Below are 15427 nucleotides of genomic sequence, written 5' to 3'. Positions count from 1 at the left end.
ATATTTTTCCTATGCTTTATTTATTTGAAGCGGCTTGATTGCCTAGCTTGTCGGCCCATTCACGCATTTTGTCTAAACCGGTCCAATCAGAATCTACATAGGTAATGGCCTGAGTTGGACAAGCTGTTGCACATGCTGGGTCTCCCCCACATAAATCGCACTTCTGCACTTTTCCAGTGTCTTGAACATAGTTGATCGTGCCAAAAGGACAGGAGATTGTGCATACCTTGCAGCCAACACAGGTATCCTCAGAAACTACCTTAGCACCAGTTACTAGATCCACTCGAATAGCATCAACAGGACAGGCTTGTAAACACCAAGCCTCAGAACATTGAGTGCAGGTGTATGGAACTTTTTTACCAGTAAGGTGAAATTCAAATACCTTAATACGTGATTTAGAGGTATTGAATACGCCATAGTGCTCAAAACTACAGGCCATTTCACACTGAAGACAGCCGGTACATTTATCTGCGTTGATGTGCAGGGACTTTTGCATGCCGATTCCTTTTGCGTATAAATGCAATTTTTTGCATATAAGCGCTCATACTCAGCCAAATTCTACGGTCTAGCTAGCTAGGGAAAGCCCTAAAAAGAAAATTGGTATTTCAGAAAATGAAATGGGAGCCTAAGCTCCCTTGATTTCACTTGCGACAATGAGAGATCTTAAGTCAATGCACCGCAGCAATTTTTATACTTTTTGCCACTGCCACATGAGCAAGGATCGTTACGACCAATCTTAGGTCCAGTACGAACCGGTGCCGGTTGAATATCAATTAGTGCGCCGCGATCACCGGTAGAACCTGCAACCTCCATGTCAGCATCGGCATGTTGATACTGAAGATCTTTCAATTTAGCTAAGTCTTCATTCATGGATTCTGATGCTTGATCCAACTCACTTGCGCTACGAATCTGCACCGTCATGATGCTCTTAACAACATCATTCTTGATAACGTTCAAGAGTTCGCCATACAACTCAAATGCTTCACGACGATATTCTTGTTTTGGATCTTTTTGGGCGTAGCCACGCAAATGAATACCTTGACGCAGGTGATCCAAAGCAGCTAAGTGCTCACGCCAATGGGTATCGACACTATAGAGAAGTACAGAACGCTCAAAACCAGCAAAAGATTCACGGCCTGATAACTCAACCTTGGCTTCATAAGCCTCTTTGGCTGCTGCTAATATGCGGTCAACAATCTCTGCATCATCAACACTTTCGGAGCCCTCGACCCATTTCTGCAAATCAACGGTTAAGCCCCAGTCATTCGCCAGTACATTCTCCAGCCCGCTTAAGTCCCACTGCTCTTCCATGGACTCCAATGGAACGTAGAAGGAACAAACAGAACGCAATACATCTTCACGCAAGTTGGCGATTAGCTCACCAATATCTTTACTCTCAAGCACTTCATTTCTGAGGCGATAAGTTTCTTTACGCTGGTCATTTGCAACGTCGTCGTACTCAAGTAACTGCTTACGAATATCAAAGTTTCGACCTTCGACCTTACGCTGGGCGGACTCAATAGAACGCGTGACCATGCCCGCTTCAATTGGCTCACCGTCAGGCATCTTCAAGCGCTCCATAACAGCTCGCAAGCGATCACCAGCGAAGATGCGAAGCAATGGATCATCTAAAGACAGATAGAAGCGTGAGGAACCTGGATCGCCTTGACGACCAGAGCGGCCTCTTAACTGATTGTCAATACGACGGCTCTCATGACGCTCGGTACCAATAATATGCAAACCACCCGCAGCTAGCACTTGATCATGAATGCTTTGCCACTCATCTTGCAGTTGCTTAATCTTGGCCGCCTTGTCTGAATCCGAAAGCGCCTCATCAGCCTCAATTAATGCAGACTGCTTACCAACGTTGCCACCCAACACAATGTCTGTGCCTCGGCCGGCCATATTGGTAGCAATAGTGATCATTTTTGGTCGACCTGCTTGCGCAATGATCTCCGCTTCGCGAGCATGTTGTTTTGCATTCAAGACTTGATGCGGTAACTTGCGTTTCTCTAATATGCCGGAGATTAATTCTGAGTTTTCAATTGAGGTTGTGCCAACCAATACTGGTTGACCGCGCTCATAGCAATCTTCAATATCTTTAATTACAGCGTCATAGCGCTCGCGAGAAGACTTATAAATTTGATCTTGCTTGTCTTTTCTTTGGCTAATGCGATTTGGCGGAATGACCACAGTTTCAAGGTTATAAATTTCTTTGAACTCATACGCTTCTGTATCAGCAGTACCCGTCATACCAGCCAATTTGCCATACATCCGGAAATAGTTCTGGAAGGTAATGGTCGCTAGAGTCTGGTTCTCATTCTGAATTGGCACCCCTTCCTTCGCTTCCACCGCTTGATGCAAGCCATCAGACCAACGACGACCCTGCATTAAACGACCAGTAAATTCGTCAACGATGATGACTTCTTTATTTTGCACAACATAATGCTGATCACGGTTATATAAAGTGTGTGCACGTAGGGCTGCATACACGTGATGCATCAAGGTAATGTTTTGTGGGGAGTAGAGTGAATCGCCATCATTTAAGGCGCCAATCTGTACTAAGATCTGCTCAGCTTTATCGTGACCTTGCTCAGTTAGATAGACCTGCTGAGACTTTTCATCTACCCAATAGTCGCCTGGCTTTTCAACGCCAGTACCATCGGCTTTTTCTTCGCCAATCTGACGCTCTAAGTGTGCTGGCAGCGCATTGATTTTGATATACAAATCAGTGTGATCATCTGCCTGGCCAGAAATAATTAATGGTGTGCGTGCTTCATCAATCAAAATGGAGTCAACTTCATCAACGATGGCATACGCTAAGCCACGTTGTACGCGCTGATCCAAATCTTGAACCATGTTATCGCGCAAATAGTCAAAACCGAATTCGTTATTGGTGCCGTAAGTAATATCGGCCGCGTATGCCTCTTGCTTAGTCTTGTGATCCATCTGCGATAGATTCACGCCAACCTTCATGCCTAAGAAGTTATAAAGTGTCGACATCCATTCAGCATCACGTTGCGCCAAATAATCGTTTACGGTAACAACGTGAACGCCTTTTCCAGTCAAAGCATTCAAATAAACAGGCAGGGTTGCAGTTAAAGTTTTACCCTCACCAGTACCCATCTCAGCAATCTTGCCTTGATGAAGCGCAAGTCCACCCATCAATTGCGCATCGAAGTGGCGCATCTTCATGACGCGTACGCTAGCTTCGCGCACAACCGCAAATGCTTCAGGCGTAATGTCATCCAAAGACTCGCCAGCAGCAAGACGTGACTTAAATTCAGCAGTTTTAGCGGCAAGCGCAGCATCATCCAAAGATTGCAGGATTGACTCGAAAGCGCCAACCTTGGCAACGACTTTGCGATACTGTTTTAAGAGGCGGTCGTTACGACTGCCGACCAGGGTTTTAAGAAGACCGATTACCATGGGATATTGAAGAAAATTAAGTCCTTGAGTTTATCACCCGCAACCCTATTTTTTATGAACTTTGCCCCCAAACCATCCCGCAAGCACACAGCCCATGAGTGGCTGGATTACCTGCGCGAATCCAATGGTCTTGGTGGAATTCTGGCAAAGACCGAGGATTTAGCCAGAATCAAGTCCACACTGGGTATGGCCCTATCAAAACTGGGCTTAGAACACCTAAGCGCGAAGATTGAGGCTGGGTGGCGCTCAGGGGGCCAAAATGAGCTATTTTTACTAGTCAGTAGCGCCAGTATTGCCAGCCGTCTCCAGCAAAATTTACCTAGCTTAATCAAGGAGTTAGATATTCTAGGCCTCCAATGCAGTGCCATTAAAGTCCAAATGAAGCCTGCGCCTGCAGCGTGGGAAGTCAAGCCGCGTACAAACGACAAAATACGCGAAAAACCTCAAGGATTTAACGCTATTGCTCAAAAGTCCTGGGAAGATTTATTAGGGAAGTTGGAGCCCGACTCTGAGCTACGCAAGACTGTAGAGCGATTACTGCAACACAAGCCAAAGTAATTCAAAACCTAAAAGAACAGTGGCTGACTTTCTTGTGAGTAAGCTTCAGGCGCCTTGTTTTCAGCAAAGCCACTAATTTCATAAGAACTTGGGTCTTCCAAGAGCTTACGTAATAAAGCGTTATTCAGAGCATGGCCTGATTTTTCAGCTACATACGCGCCCACAATTGGATGGCCCACTAAGTAAAGGTCACCAATCGCATCCAAAATTTTGTGGCGCACAAACTCATCTTCGTAACGAAGTTCTTCGTTATTCAAAATACGATGCTCATCTAAAACAATCGCGTTATCTAAGCTACCACCACGCGCAAGACCCATCTCTCTGAGAGCCTCCACTTCGTGCGCAAATCCAAAAGTACGAGCACGTCCAATCTCACTTCGATAAGCATGCTCCGCAAAATCGACAACAAAGCGCTGTCCTGTTTTATCAACCGCAGGATGTTTGAAGTCGATTGTGAAATCTAACTTGAATCCAAAGAAGGGTTCGAGACGGGCAAGCTTGTCACTGTCGCGCACCTCAACTATTTTTTTAATCACGACAAATTGACGTGCAGCCTCCTGCTCAACTATGCCAGCAGACTCAATCAAAAATAAAAAGGAAGCAGCGCTACCATCCATGATGGGCACTTCTTCACCATCAAGTTCAATCAGTAGATTGTCTAGACCTAAGCCAGCACAGGCCGATAGTAGATGCTCAACCGTAGAAACTCGCACACCATCTTTTTGAATCACAGATGCAAGACGTGTGTCACATACAGCCAGGGCAGTTGCAGGCACTACTGACTGCTCTGGAGTATCGACACGCACAAACTGAACCCCTGAATTAACCGGTGCAGGTTTAATCGAAATCGTCACCTTCCGACCAGAGTGCAAACCAATCCCAACGGTTTTCACCGGAGTGGCAATGGTTCTTTGCTTCATCATGATGACGTCTCTAAATTCAGGGGAATTGATTAATAAATGTGAATTACAGTTTTTTCAGAATGGAAGCAGCATCACTTACTTCAAACTTGCCTGGAGCTTCACGATCTAAACTTTTCACTACGCCGTCTTCTACGATCATGGCATAACGATCTGAGCGCACACCCAAACCACGAGCAATCAAATCCAATTCCAAGCCCACTTTCTTAGTGAACTCGCCACTGCCATCACCCAACATGCGAATTTTCTTTCCAACCTTTTGATCACGACCCCATGCACCCATGACAAACGGGTCATTGACAGAGATGCACCAAATTTCATCCACACCCTTTGCTTTAATTGCATCGAAGTGTTCAACATATCCGGGAACATGCTTTGCAGAACAGGTTGGCGTAAAGGCGCCAGGCAATGCAAAGATCACAATCTTTTTACCAGCCGCAAGCTTCTCAACTTCAAAAGCATTAGGGCCTAATGCACAGCCTTCAGTCTCTTCATTCATAAATTCATAAAGAGTGGCGTTTGGTAGTTTTTGTCCAACAGCAATCATGGCGTCTCCAGTAAGTAATTGTTAGTAAGTATGCCAACGCAAGCGCGGGATTCGTCGTCCGGAGGGGCGCCGCGCTGGCATTTCGCAATTACCTATTGTATTAAGCAGTCAATTAATCTGCTTGCTTACGTAAAAAAGCAGGGATTTCATAGTAGTCAGCCCCTTTATCAAGCAAGGTCTTTGCCTGAGGGGAGCTATCTGCACCTAAAGTCGGCGCAGGAGTCGCCTCACGAGAGCTACGAAACACCCGAGGCAAATCATACTGACTGTAATCAACCCCAGTGCTTGCTGGTTGTGTTGCGATTGCAGGCGCAGTACCAGAACCAGTCAAGGCCATACCTGCACTAGTATTCAACGCAGAATCCAAGCTCACTTTACTAATCGCAGCTGATGCACTAGAGGGAGCAAAAGTATTGAGATCAGCCATGGTTGGCATTGCATCATGCGTACCAGTAGCTTGTCTCCAAACTACTTCTGGCTGATTTGCTTTGCGAGCTTGTGGATTATTCAAACCTGTAGCAACCACAGTGACGCGCAATGCATCGCCCAAGCTTTCGTCATACACAGTACCGAAGATCACGGTTGCATCATCAGCAGCATAACCACGAATCGCAGCCATTACTTCACGGGTCTCAGACAATTTCAATGAACGGCTAGCGGTGATGTTGACCAATACGCCACGAGCACCAGATAAGTCAACGCCCTCGAGGAGCGGTGAGGCAACTGCAGCTTCAGCAGCTAAGCGTGCACGATCCATACCAGAAACTGTTGCAGTTCCCATCATGGCTTTGCCTTGCTCACCCATCACAGTTTTCACGTCTTCAAAGTCAACGTTAATTAAACCTTGAACATTGATGATTTCTGCAATACCAGAAACCGCGTTATGCAATACATCGTCAGCACAAGCAAATGCCTTATCAAACTCAGCATCTTCGCCCATCACTTCAAAGAGTTTCTCATTGAGCACCACAATCAATGAATCCACATATGACTCAAGCTCAGCCGCACCATTTTCAGCAACCTTTAAGCGCTTAACACCTTCAAAGTCAAATGGCTTACTAATGACGCCAACGGTCAAAATGCCCATTTCTTTTGCTACCTGAGCTACGATTGGCGCTGCGCCAGTGCCAGTACCACCACCCATACCTGCAGTGATGAATACCATGTGTGCACCTTGCAGAGTATCGGCAATGCGAGCACGAGCCTCTTCAGCAGAAGCTGCACCGATTTCTGGTTTAGCGCCAGCACCCAATCCGCTAGAGCCCAGTTGCAAATTCACAGATGCTTCAGAGCGCTGCAATGCGCCAGCATCGGTGTTCATGCAAATGAACTCTACGCCATTTACACCGCGACGGATCATGTGTTGGACTGCATTACCACCAGCCCCGCCAACTCCAACCACTTTAATAATGGTTTTGCCGGCTATTTCTTGATCTAACATTTCAAATTCCATATACCCTCCTAGGTAAAAAACGAACTACATTGACGACGACGAAAAAACTTAAAAATTTCCTGCAAACCATTCCTTCATGCGCGAAATGACACCCTGTAACGCGCCTGATTGAGAAACACGACGGCCACGCAACAACTGCGCCTGACCTTCCATTAACAAACCAATGCTGGTAGCAAATCTTGGGCTACGTAAGACCTCATGCAGATGCCCGCGATATTCTGGAGTGCCGATACGAGCTGGTCTTAAGAACACCTGCTCTGCTAACTCGACCATGCCCGGCATTAAAGAAGTGCCGCCAGTCAGAACAATTCCTGAAGACACCATGTCTTCATAACCGGAGTCACGCACAACTCCACGGACTAACGTAAATAGCTCTTCGACACGAGGCTCAATAACGGCGGCCAGGGCTTGCTTAGACATTGGACGTGGCTCACGATCGCCCACACCCGGAACATCAATCATGGCTGTTGGATCAGCCATTTCTTGACGAGCAATGCCATGTGCAATTTTTAAATCTTCTGCATCAATCGTTGGGGTACGCAATGCCATTGCAATGTCATTCGTAATTTGATCGCCAGCAATTGGAATCACTGCCGTATGACGAATAGATCCTTGGCAATAGATCGCAATATCTGTTGTGCCGCCACCGATGTCGACTAGAACTACACCAAGCTCTTTTTCATCTTCGGTTAAGACTGCGAGACTAGAGGCCAAAGGTTGCAAAATCAAGTCATTGACTTCAAGACCACAACGACGCACGCACTTCACAATGTTTTGCGCAGCACTTACCGCGCCCGTAACAATATGTACCTTCACCTCTAAACGTAAACCACTCATACCAATCGGTTCACGTACATCCTCCTGTCCATCGATAATGAATTCTTGAACTAGAATGTGCAAAATTTGTTGATCGGTCGGAATGTTGATTGCTTTAGCAGTTTCAAGAACACGCTCAACGTCACCCGCACTCACTTCCTTATCGCGAATAGCAACCATGCCACTAGAGTTGAAGCTCACAATATGGTTACCTGCAATGCCAGTAAAAACCTGCACGATCTGACGGTCAGCCATGATCTCGGCTTCTTCCAAAGCTTTCTGAATGGATTGAACAGTCGCCTCAATATTGACGACAACGCCCTTCTTTAAACCCTTTGAAGCAGTTTGACCCACACCAACAACATTGAATTGACCATCAGGCGCCAACTCAGCAACCAAGGCAACTACCTTAGAGGTTCCAATATCTAAACCAACCAATAAATCGCGATTGTCTTTACTCATTCCCGTTCCTTCATTGCTTCAACTCGCTTTTCTTGCCATCAATATCATTCTTTTTCATGCTTGCGGAGGCAAGATGAACTGCAAATCCATTCGCATAACGCAAATCCACCGCATCAATACGGTTAGGCCACTTTTCTTGAACTTGAGGCCAAAATTTAAAGAGGCGCGCAACCCGCTCTTCGGTCAAGGTTTTATCTGAGCTCTCTTCATCGCGTCCAAATTCGACTTTCATGCCGTTAGAGAGTTTGATATGCCAGGCATAGCGATCGGTTAAAGCAAGGCTAACCACCTCAGCCCCCCAAGGCTTAAACCAGTTATTGGCTTTCTCATAAAGGCTCATCACTTCTTTGCCCGCATCATCAGGACCATGAAAGTCAACCAATCGCACATCATCGCCAACCTCAGAAACACGACCAGCAAAGATTTCGCCATGGCTATTAATCAGTGCATGACTATCAGGTCCGCCCCATGTACCAAATGGCTTTTGCTCTTCAATGCTCACTATCAAACCGTTAGGCCAAACTCGGCGAACATTGGCATGACGAACCCACGGCATACTTTCAAAACCACGCTTTACGTCTTCTAGGCGCACACTGAAGAAGTTGCCTTGCACGGTTTCTAGCACTTGCCGCTTCACAACGGATTTATTAATATGCTTCAGAGTTTGACCAGCCACCGGTTCAACCTGAACTTGCTTTAATGCAAACACTGGGCGCTGACTTAGCCACACCAAGATGCCAACGACCATCATTACTGCAAAGCAGCGCATCAAGAAACGGCTAAGCTTTTGCATGCGATCTGGATGATTCCAGAGCGGAGACATTAGCATGGCGAAAATTTCGCCGAACCGATCCATGAAATTACTCATGAAAATGCAACCTCTTTTTCTGGCAGGGTTTGACTGAGCAACCACAGCGCTAAATCTGCGTACTCAATACCAGCAGCTTTTGCAGCCATTGGCACCAAAGAATGTGAGGTCATGCCGGGAGAGGTATTCATCTCGAGTAAATAAGGTTTACCTGTCTTGTGATCTAACATCACATCAGCCCGACCCCAGGTGCGGCAACCGAGCGCTTTATAGGCTGCTAAAGCAAGTTCTTGCACTCGCTCATTTACCTCTGGAGCTAATCCTGTTGGACAGAGGTACTTTGTCTCATCAGAAAAATACTTATTGTGGAAATCGTAATTCGCTTGAGGTGGAATAATCTTAATAACGGGCAAGGCCTCGGCAGCATTACCTTGACCAACTAATGGGCAAGTTAGCTCATCACCTACGATGCAGGTTTCTGCAATCACTTTTTTATCGAGTCCGGCAGCCAATTGATAGGCGGCTGGTAACTCATCAACGGATTTCACTTTAGTCAAACCGAGTGAAGAGCCTTCATGGGCAGGTTTCACAATCAATGGTAGACCCAGATGTTTAACCACTGCATTCCAATCGCTATTAGCAGTCAATTCTTCATATTCAGGGGTGGCAAGTCCATTGCTAATCCATACTTGCTTGGTCACAATCTTGTCAATTGCTAATGCCGAGGCTAATACGCCACTGCCGGTATAGGGCAATTCGAGCAGATCCAATAATCCTTGGATGGTTCCATCTTCACCATAGCGACCATGCAGGGAAATGAAAACCCGATCAAATTTCTCAGATACCAATTCAGTCGGGTTACGCAAGCCAGGATCAAAGGGATGAGCATCAACACCTTTTGATAAAAGGGCCTGTAAGACACCATTACCTGACATCAATGAAATCTCGCGCTCACCAGAACGACCACCTAACAAGACGCCTACTCGACCAAACGATTTGACATCTAATTTGGCAAGCCGTGCTTTCACACGATCACCCCATGTGCTGAGATTGTGCTCAGACATTCTTTGCCTCCGACAAGGTGTGAGGCAAAGCAGAAATTGAACCTGCGCCCATCGTAATTAATACATCTCCATCTTTTAAAACCTGACTTAATTTTTCTGGCATCTCAGCGACATTAGATGCAAATACCACTGCAGCAGAATTGAGTGAGGCTTTGGACTGCTTATCCTCTGCTAAGGCAGCCTTCATCAAACTCTTGCCATCTGCACCAGGAATCTTTGCTTCACCTGCTGGATAAACCTCAGTTAATACAAGAGCATCAAAATTTCGCAGCACTTGGACAAATTCACCAAAACAATCTCGCGTTCTAGTAAAGCGATGTGGCTGGAATGCCAAAACCAAACGACGGTCTGGGAATGCACCACGTGCTGCAGCCAAAGTAGCAGCCATCTCCACTGGGTGATGACCATAGTCATCGATCAAGGTGAAGCTGCCGCCTGATGCAAGTGAAATATCGCCATAACGCTGGAAGCGCCGACCAACACCGCCAAACTCGGATAAGGCTTTCGTAATAGCCTCATCGCTGACACCCAATTCAGTAGCAATGCCAATTGCAGCAAGTGCATTACGTACGTTATGCAAACCCGGTAGGTTCAAAGTCACATTAAGAGGGCCTGGTGTATTGCCATGACGCCGAACGGTACGACGCTCAACTGTGAAGTGCATACGGGTGCCATCAGCACATACATTGCTTGCCCTAATATCAGCATCTTCTGAAATGCCATAACGCAATACAGGCTGTGAGACAAAAGGAATGATGTCGCGCACATTGGCATCATCAATACATAACACTGCTACGCCATAAAAAGGCATACGCTGGATAAACTGCACGAAAGCTTGCTTCAATCTCGCCATATCATGCTGATAGGTATCCATATGATCAGCATCAATATTGGTGACTACTTCCATCGCTGGGAATAGCTGTAAGAATGAAGCATCAGATTCATCCGCTTCAACCACAATGAAATCACCTTGACCTAGACGTGCGTTTGCCCCAGCAGAGTTAAGTTTGCCCCCAATCACAAAGGTTGGATCCAAGCCACCTTCAGCAAGTACCGAGGCTACCAAGCTAGTAGTTGTAGTCTTACCGTGCGTGCCTGCAATCGCAATACCTTGCTTCAAACGCATCAACTCGCCCAACATCACTGCACGCTGAATGACTGGAATTTTTGCCGCACGAGCAGCCAAAACTTCAGGGTTATTGCCGGCTACGGCGGTTGAAATCACAACTGCTTCTGCAGTACCTACATTTTTTGGATCATGCCCAATATGAATGACGGCGCCTAATTCTTGTAGGCGTTTAGTGGTAACGCTCTCAGCCAAATCAGAACCTGAAACTTGATACCCAAGATTCAGGAGCACCTCAGCAATGCCGCTCATACCTGCACCACCAATGCCGACGAAATGAATTTGCTGAACGATATGTTTCATACACCCACCCCCGCACAATCAGCACATACCTCAGCAACACGCTGAGTTGCATGAGGCTTCGCTAATGCATATGCACGTATCGCCATCTTTTTAAGATCGCTTCGATTGAAGTTTTGAATCATCAAAGCCAAGTCTTGAGGATTGAGATACTGCTGTGGCAATAGAACTGCGGCATCAGCATCTGACAAAAATTGGGCATTCGCAGTTTGATGATCGTCAATTGCATGTGGAAATGGAATCAAACAAGAGGCCACACCACAAGCTGCCAACTCAGAAACTGTCATGGCGCCAGATCTGCAGACCACTAAATCCGCCTGCGCATATGCCGCCGGCATATCGTCAATGAATGGACGAATGTCTGCTTCAACACCAAATTCTGCATAGCGTTTTTGTAGATCAAGCAAATGCTTATCGCCCGCCTGATGAATTACCTTAGGACGCGCATCTTTTGGAATTAATGCCAAAGCTGCAGGGATGTTTTCGTTTAAGGCTGCTGCACCTAAGCTGCCACCAACAACCAAAATAGATAAAGGTCCTTGGCGTTGTTCATAGCGCAGCTCTGGTTTTTGAATGTGATCAAACTCTTCACGAATAGGGTTACCAACCCACTCGGCATTTTCCATGGTGTTAGGAAAGCCCGTTAAGGTCCGCATCGCAATCTTGGTTAGCGCACGATTTGCACTTCCTGCGACAGAATTCGCTTCATGCAATACCAATGGTCGCTTCAAGAGTTTTGTTACCAGACCACCAGGGAAAGTAATGTAACCGCCCATTCCTAAAACAACACTAGGCTTTAAGCGACGCATAATCTTCCAACTCTGAAAGCATGCACGCGCCAAATTAATCGGCAGCAAGAGCTTTGCTTTTAGTCCTTTGCCACGCAAACCACCAAAGTCAACTGCCTCAAATGGAAAGTCACATGACTTCACGAGGCGATACTCCATGCCGCTTTGATTACCCAACCATGCAACATTCCAACCGCAGATCCGCAAATATTCAGCAACAGCTAGGCCCGGGAAGATATGCCCGCCAGTACCACCAGCCATCACCAATATTGAGGGTTTTGTCACAGCTTCCCTCCGCGCATCAGAATGCGATTCTCATAATCAATTCGCAGTAGCATCGCAATCGCGACTGCATTCATCAAAATTCCAGAGCCGCCATAACTCACCAATGGCAGCGTTAAGCCTTTTGTTGGTAGTAAACCTAAGTTCACACCCATATTGATAAAGGCTTGCCAACCAATCCAGATAGCAACACCTTTTGCCGCTAGGCCTGCGAAACTACGATCCAATTGCAAAGCAGTGCGGCCGATAATGAATGCGCGACGTACGATCCAATAGAACAAGAAAATCATTACTACTACACCCACAAAGCCAAGCTCTTCACCAATCACTGCCATGATGAAGTCGGTATGCGCCTCAGGAAGATAGTGAAGTTTTTCAACGCTTCCACCCAAACCAGTACCAAACCATTCGCCTCGACCAAAGGCCATCAGCGAGTGCGTCAATTGGTAACCTTTATTAGCTGCGTTATCTACTTGCCATGGATCCATGAATGCCAACATCCGGCCACGACGAAATGGCGAAAGAGCAATCATGGCAGCGCCACTTAGCAATCCGACCACAATCAAGCCACCAAACAGTTTTGCATTGATACCACCTAAAAACAAAATACCAAACGCAATTAAGGCAACCACAACGAAGGCCCCCATATCTGGCTCTTTCATCAAGAGGCCGCCAACCAGAGCAACCGCAATACCCATCGGTAGCATCCCTTTAGAGAAGGAATGTAAGTACTCTTGGCGTTGCACCGTATAGCTCGCTGCAAAAATCACTGCAGCAAATTTCATTAATTCTGAAGGTTGAAAATTCATTACACCTAGGGGTATCCAACGTCTTGCACCATTAACACCTTTTCCAATGCCGGGAATCAAAACCAAAATCAGCAATAAGACGGTAAAGCCAAAAATAACCGGTGAATAACGATCCCAAACCTTGGTCGGGATCTTGAAAGCCCAAATACCTACAACAATGGCAATCGTCAATGAGATCAAATGGCGGATCAAAAAGTAGTTGCTACTGTAATTGGCGTATTTAGGGCCGTCCGCCAATGTAATGGATGCGGAATACACCATCACTAAACCAATCAACATTAGCGACAATACCGCCCATACCAATAACTGGTCATATTCCATCATGCGTGAACGAGTTTGCTCTACGCCAGAAACCGCATCACGTAAACCGGTGCGGAAGTTATCAATGCCACCTCTGGAAAAATTCCAAAAACGATCTAAACCAAGGCGATTTTCTGGAAATAGTTTCTCTTTTAAGTTCATGCCTGAACTCCTTCAAAGCGCATTCCTAATTCTTCAACCTCTGATATAAATACCTGTGCACGTTCTTTGTAATCGCGGAATTGATCTAAGCTTGCACAAGCTGGTGACAGTAGAACTAAATCGCCTGAGACAGCTTGGGCTGCAGCTGCCTGAACTGCAGCCTGTAAATTGCCGCTATTAGTACAAGAAATGTCGCTACCCATTGCCTCGGCAATCCTTTCTCCATCTTTACCAATGAGAAAGACGCCTTTTACAAAGCGTAAGGCAGGCTCACGTAATGGACTAAAGTCTTGACCCTTACCATCGCCACCTGCAATCAACCAAATTCTTTTACCAGCTTCGTTATTGCCTAAACCGTTTAAAGCAGCAACTGTAGCCCCTACGTTCGTGCCTTTGCTGTCATCCACATACTCAACATCATTCACTATCGCAATGCTTTGTACTCGATGAGGTTCTCCATGGTAATCACGCAAACCATGAAGCAATATATTCATTGGTAAATTGGCAGCGCGTGCTAAAGCAAGGGCTGCGAGCGCATTTAATGCGTTATGACGGCCACGAATACGTAACGCATCTGCCGGAATCAAACGCTTTAGACGTAATGGCTCATCTTCTTCAAGCGCCGCAGACTTGCGACGACGCTTCGGCTTGGGTTCAACGTCTTCATCGACCTCGGCCCACACTAACCAATCAATTCCACCTGCACGTAAATCATGCTCAATACCAAAAGCACCTTGCTCGTCAGGGCGGTTTGAGCCAAAAGTCATCATTACCCTCTGTGCTTTTTGCTCATCATTTAACAAGCTCATGACTACTGGATCGTCGCGATTCAGAATACATACAGTATCAGCGCCAAATATTTTGGCTTTAGCTTCTGCATAGGCAGACATGTCGCCATGCCAATCTAAATGATCTTGGGAGATATTTAGAACCGTCGCGGCAGTTGCATTTAAAGAGTAGGTGTACACCAACTGGAAGCTAGAAAGCTCTAGCACCCAAATATCTGGCATGTCTTCAACTTGATCAGCACCCTCTAAGCAGGTCATGAGTTTATCGAGTGCTGCAGGGCTAATATTTCCAGCAACTGCCACCTTCTTGCCAGCTCGCTCACATAACTGACCTGTTAATGCAGTCGTTGTTGTTTTTCCATTCGTGCCAGTCACAGCCAATACAGATGTAGCGTAGCTAGATTGCCTTGCATCTGCCATACGTGACATAGCGGCGATTGCACGAGCAAAGAATTCAATTTCGCTCCAAACGTCTACCCTTGCTTTGCGAGCCTTAACTAAGAATGACTCTGTTGGCTCTTGAAGTGGTGAGAGTCCAGGACTAATACCAATCACATCAATGTCGGTGAGCAACTCATCGCTTAAGGGACCAAACTGCGCGTCTTTCAAACCAGCGAACTCTAACTCTGCAAGCCATGCTAATTGACGCTCTGAAAATTGTGATCGCTCACGTGTATCAACCAAGCGCACTGCTGCACCATTGCGCAAGCACCACTTTGCCATCGCAACGCCGGACTCACCTAGGCCCATAATCAAAAAACGATGTGGGGCTGTATAGCCAGTATCGGCTACAGCAGTAGGGTTAGCAAAAGGAT

The 15427-nt window shown here is 46.4% G+C and carries 13 protein-coding genes; 1 reads left to right on the top strand and 12 read right to left on the bottom strand.

All coding sequences use genetic code 11. The features are described 5' to 3' along the window. Positions 1-16: 16 nt before the first annotated feature. Positions 17-496 (bottom strand): 4Fe-4S dicluster domain-containing protein, encoded by a 480-nt coding sequence (locus FD968_RS00940; RefSeq protein WP_215366782.1) that lies wholly within the window; start codon positions 494-496, stop codon positions 17-19. A 167-nt stretch (positions 497-663) separates the two neighbouring features. Next, on the bottom strand, positions 664-3429 hold the full coding sequence (secA, locus tag FD968_RS00935; protein WP_215366779.1) for a preprotein translocase subunit SecA: 2766 nt from the start codon (positions 3427-3429) through the stop codon (positions 664-666). A 24-nt stretch (positions 3430-3453) separates the two neighbouring features. Here secA and FD968_RS00930 point away from each other — a divergent pair, with 24 nt between their 5' ends. Further along, the gene (locus tag FD968_RS00930) at positions 3454-3987 is read left to right on the top strand and encodes a hypothetical protein (protein ID WP_251367587.1); all 534 of its coding nucleotides are present in this window, start codon (positions 3454-3456) and stop codon (positions 3985-3987) included. Between the two features lie 8 nt (positions 3988-3995). On the opposite strand, the gene lpxC is transcribed toward FD968_RS00930, so the two are convergent. The 10 genes from lpxC to murD all read right to left on the bottom strand — a co-directional run bounded on the left by lpxC (position 3996) and on the right by murD (position 15362). Beyond that, entirely contained in the window at positions 3996-4910 is a 915-nt protein-coding gene (gene lpxC / locus FD968_RS00925) for a UDP-3-O-acyl-N-acetylglucosamine deacetylase (RefSeq protein ID WP_215366777.1), read from the bottom strand. Positions 4911-4953: 43 nt separating this feature from the next. Further along, positions 4954-5454 (bottom strand): peroxiredoxin, encoded by a 501-nt coding sequence (locus FD968_RS00920; protein WP_215366774.1) that lies wholly within the window; start codon positions 5452-5454, stop codon positions 4954-4956. Between the two features lie 112 nt (positions 5455-5566). Beyond that, positions 5567-6907: a cell division protein FtsZ gene (gene ftsZ, locus FD968_RS00915; RefSeq protein ID WP_215366771.1), complete on the bottom strand. Its 1341-nt coding sequence runs from the start codon at positions 6905-6907 to the stop codon at positions 5567-5569. A gap of 48 nt (positions 6908-6955) precedes the next feature. Next, positions 6956-8185: a cell division protein FtsA gene (gene ftsA, locus FD968_RS00910; RefSeq protein ID WP_215366768.1), complete on the bottom strand. Its 1230-nt coding sequence runs from the start codon at positions 8183-8185 to the stop codon at positions 6956-6958. A 10-nt stretch (positions 8186-8195) separates the two neighbouring features. Beyond that, on the bottom strand, positions 8196-9053 hold the full coding sequence (locus FD968_RS00905) for a cell division protein FtsQ/DivIB (protein WP_215366765.1): 858 nt from the start codon (positions 9051-9053) through the stop codon (positions 8196-8198). Continuing rightward, entirely contained in the window at positions 9050-10057 is a 1008-nt protein-coding gene (locus tag FD968_RS00900) for a D-alanine--D-alanine ligase (RefSeq protein WP_215366763.1), read from the bottom strand. Before FD968_RS00900 ends, FD968_RS00905 begins: the two co-directional genes overlap by 4 nt. Then, positions 10050-11486 carry a UDP-N-acetylmuramate--L-alanine ligase gene (gene murC, locus FD968_RS00895; RefSeq protein ID WP_215366760.1) on the bottom strand — a complete coding sequence of 479 codons (1437 nt, stop codon included), beginning with the start codon at positions 11484-11486 and terminating at the stop codon, positions 10050-10052. The genes FD968_RS00900 and murC overlap by 8 nt, the downstream gene beginning before the upstream one ends. Beyond that, positions 11483-12556 carry an undecaprenyldiphospho-muramoylpentapeptide beta-N-acetylglucosaminyltransferase gene (gene murG / locus FD968_RS00890; protein WP_215366757.1) on the bottom strand — a complete coding sequence of 358 codons (1074 nt, stop codon included), beginning with the start codon at positions 12554-12556 and terminating at the stop codon, positions 11483-11485. The genes murC and murG overlap by 4 nt, the downstream gene beginning before the upstream one ends. Then, entirely contained in the window at positions 12553-13824 is a 1272-nt protein-coding gene (gene ftsW / locus FD968_RS00885) for a putative lipid II flippase FtsW (protein ID WP_215366754.1), read from the bottom strand. Before ftsW ends, murG begins: the two co-directional genes overlap by 4 nt. After that, positions 13821-15362 (bottom strand): UDP-N-acetylmuramoyl-L-alanine--D-glutamate ligase, encoded by a 1542-nt coding sequence (gene murD / locus FD968_RS00880; protein WP_251367660.1) that lies wholly within the window; start codon positions 15360-15362, stop codon positions 13821-13823. The genes ftsW and murD overlap by 4 nt, the downstream gene beginning before the upstream one ends. Between the last annotated feature and the right edge of the window lie 65 nt (positions 15363-15427).

Source organism: Polynucleobacter sp. AP-Titi-500A-B4 (assembly GCF_018688095.1).
GTDB lineage: Bacteria > Pseudomonadota > Gammaproteobacteria > Burkholderiales > Burkholderiaceae > Polynucleobacter.
This window is presented reverse-complemented; position numbering and strand designations above follow the sequence as displayed.

What these genes read in the sequence shown, in the direction of transcription:
- FD968_RS00940 (WP_215366782.1), bottom strand. Translation starts at nt 496, where the DNA reads ATGCAAAAGTCCCTGCACATCAACGCAGATAAATGTACCGGCTGTCTT.
- secA (WP_215366779.1), bottom strand. Translation starts at nt 3,429, where the DNA reads ATGGTAATCGGTCTTCTTAAAACCCTGGTCGGCAGTCGTAACGACCGC.
- lpxC (WP_215366777.1), bottom strand. Translation starts at nt 4,910, where the DNA reads ATGATGAAGCAAAGAACCATTGCCACTCCGGTGAAAACCGTTGGGATT.
- FD968_RS00920 (WP_215366774.1), bottom strand. Translation starts at nt 5,454, where the DNA reads ATGATTGCTGTTGGACAAAAACTACCAAACGCCACTCTTTATGAATTT.
- ftsZ (WP_215366771.1), bottom strand. Translation starts at nt 6,907, where the DNA reads ATGGAATTTGAAATGTTAGATCAAGAAATAGCCGGCAAAACCATTATT.
- ftsA (WP_215366768.1), bottom strand. Translation starts at nt 8,185, where the DNA reads ATGAGTAAAGACAATCGCGATTTATTGGTTGGTTTAGATATTGGAACC.
- FD968_RS00905 (WP_215366765.1), bottom strand. Translation starts at nt 9,053, where the DNA reads ATGAGTAATTTCATGGATCGGTTCGGCGAAATTTTCGCCATGCTAATG.
- FD968_RS00900 (WP_215366763.1), bottom strand. Translation starts at nt 10,057, where the DNA reads ATGTCTGAGCACAATCTCAGCACATGGGGTGATCGTGTGAAAGCACGG.
- murC (WP_215366760.1), bottom strand. Translation starts at nt 11,486, where the DNA reads ATGAAACATATCGTTCAGCAAATTCATTTCGTCGGCATTGGTGGTGCA.
- ftsW (WP_215366754.1), bottom strand. Translation starts at nt 13,824, where the DNA reads ATGAACTTAAAAGAGAAACTATTTCCAGAAAATCGCCTTGGTTTAGAT.
- murD (WP_251367660.1), bottom strand. Translation starts at nt 15,362, where the DNA reads ATGGGCCTAGGTGAGTCCGGCGTTGCGATGGCAAAGTGGTGCTTGCGC.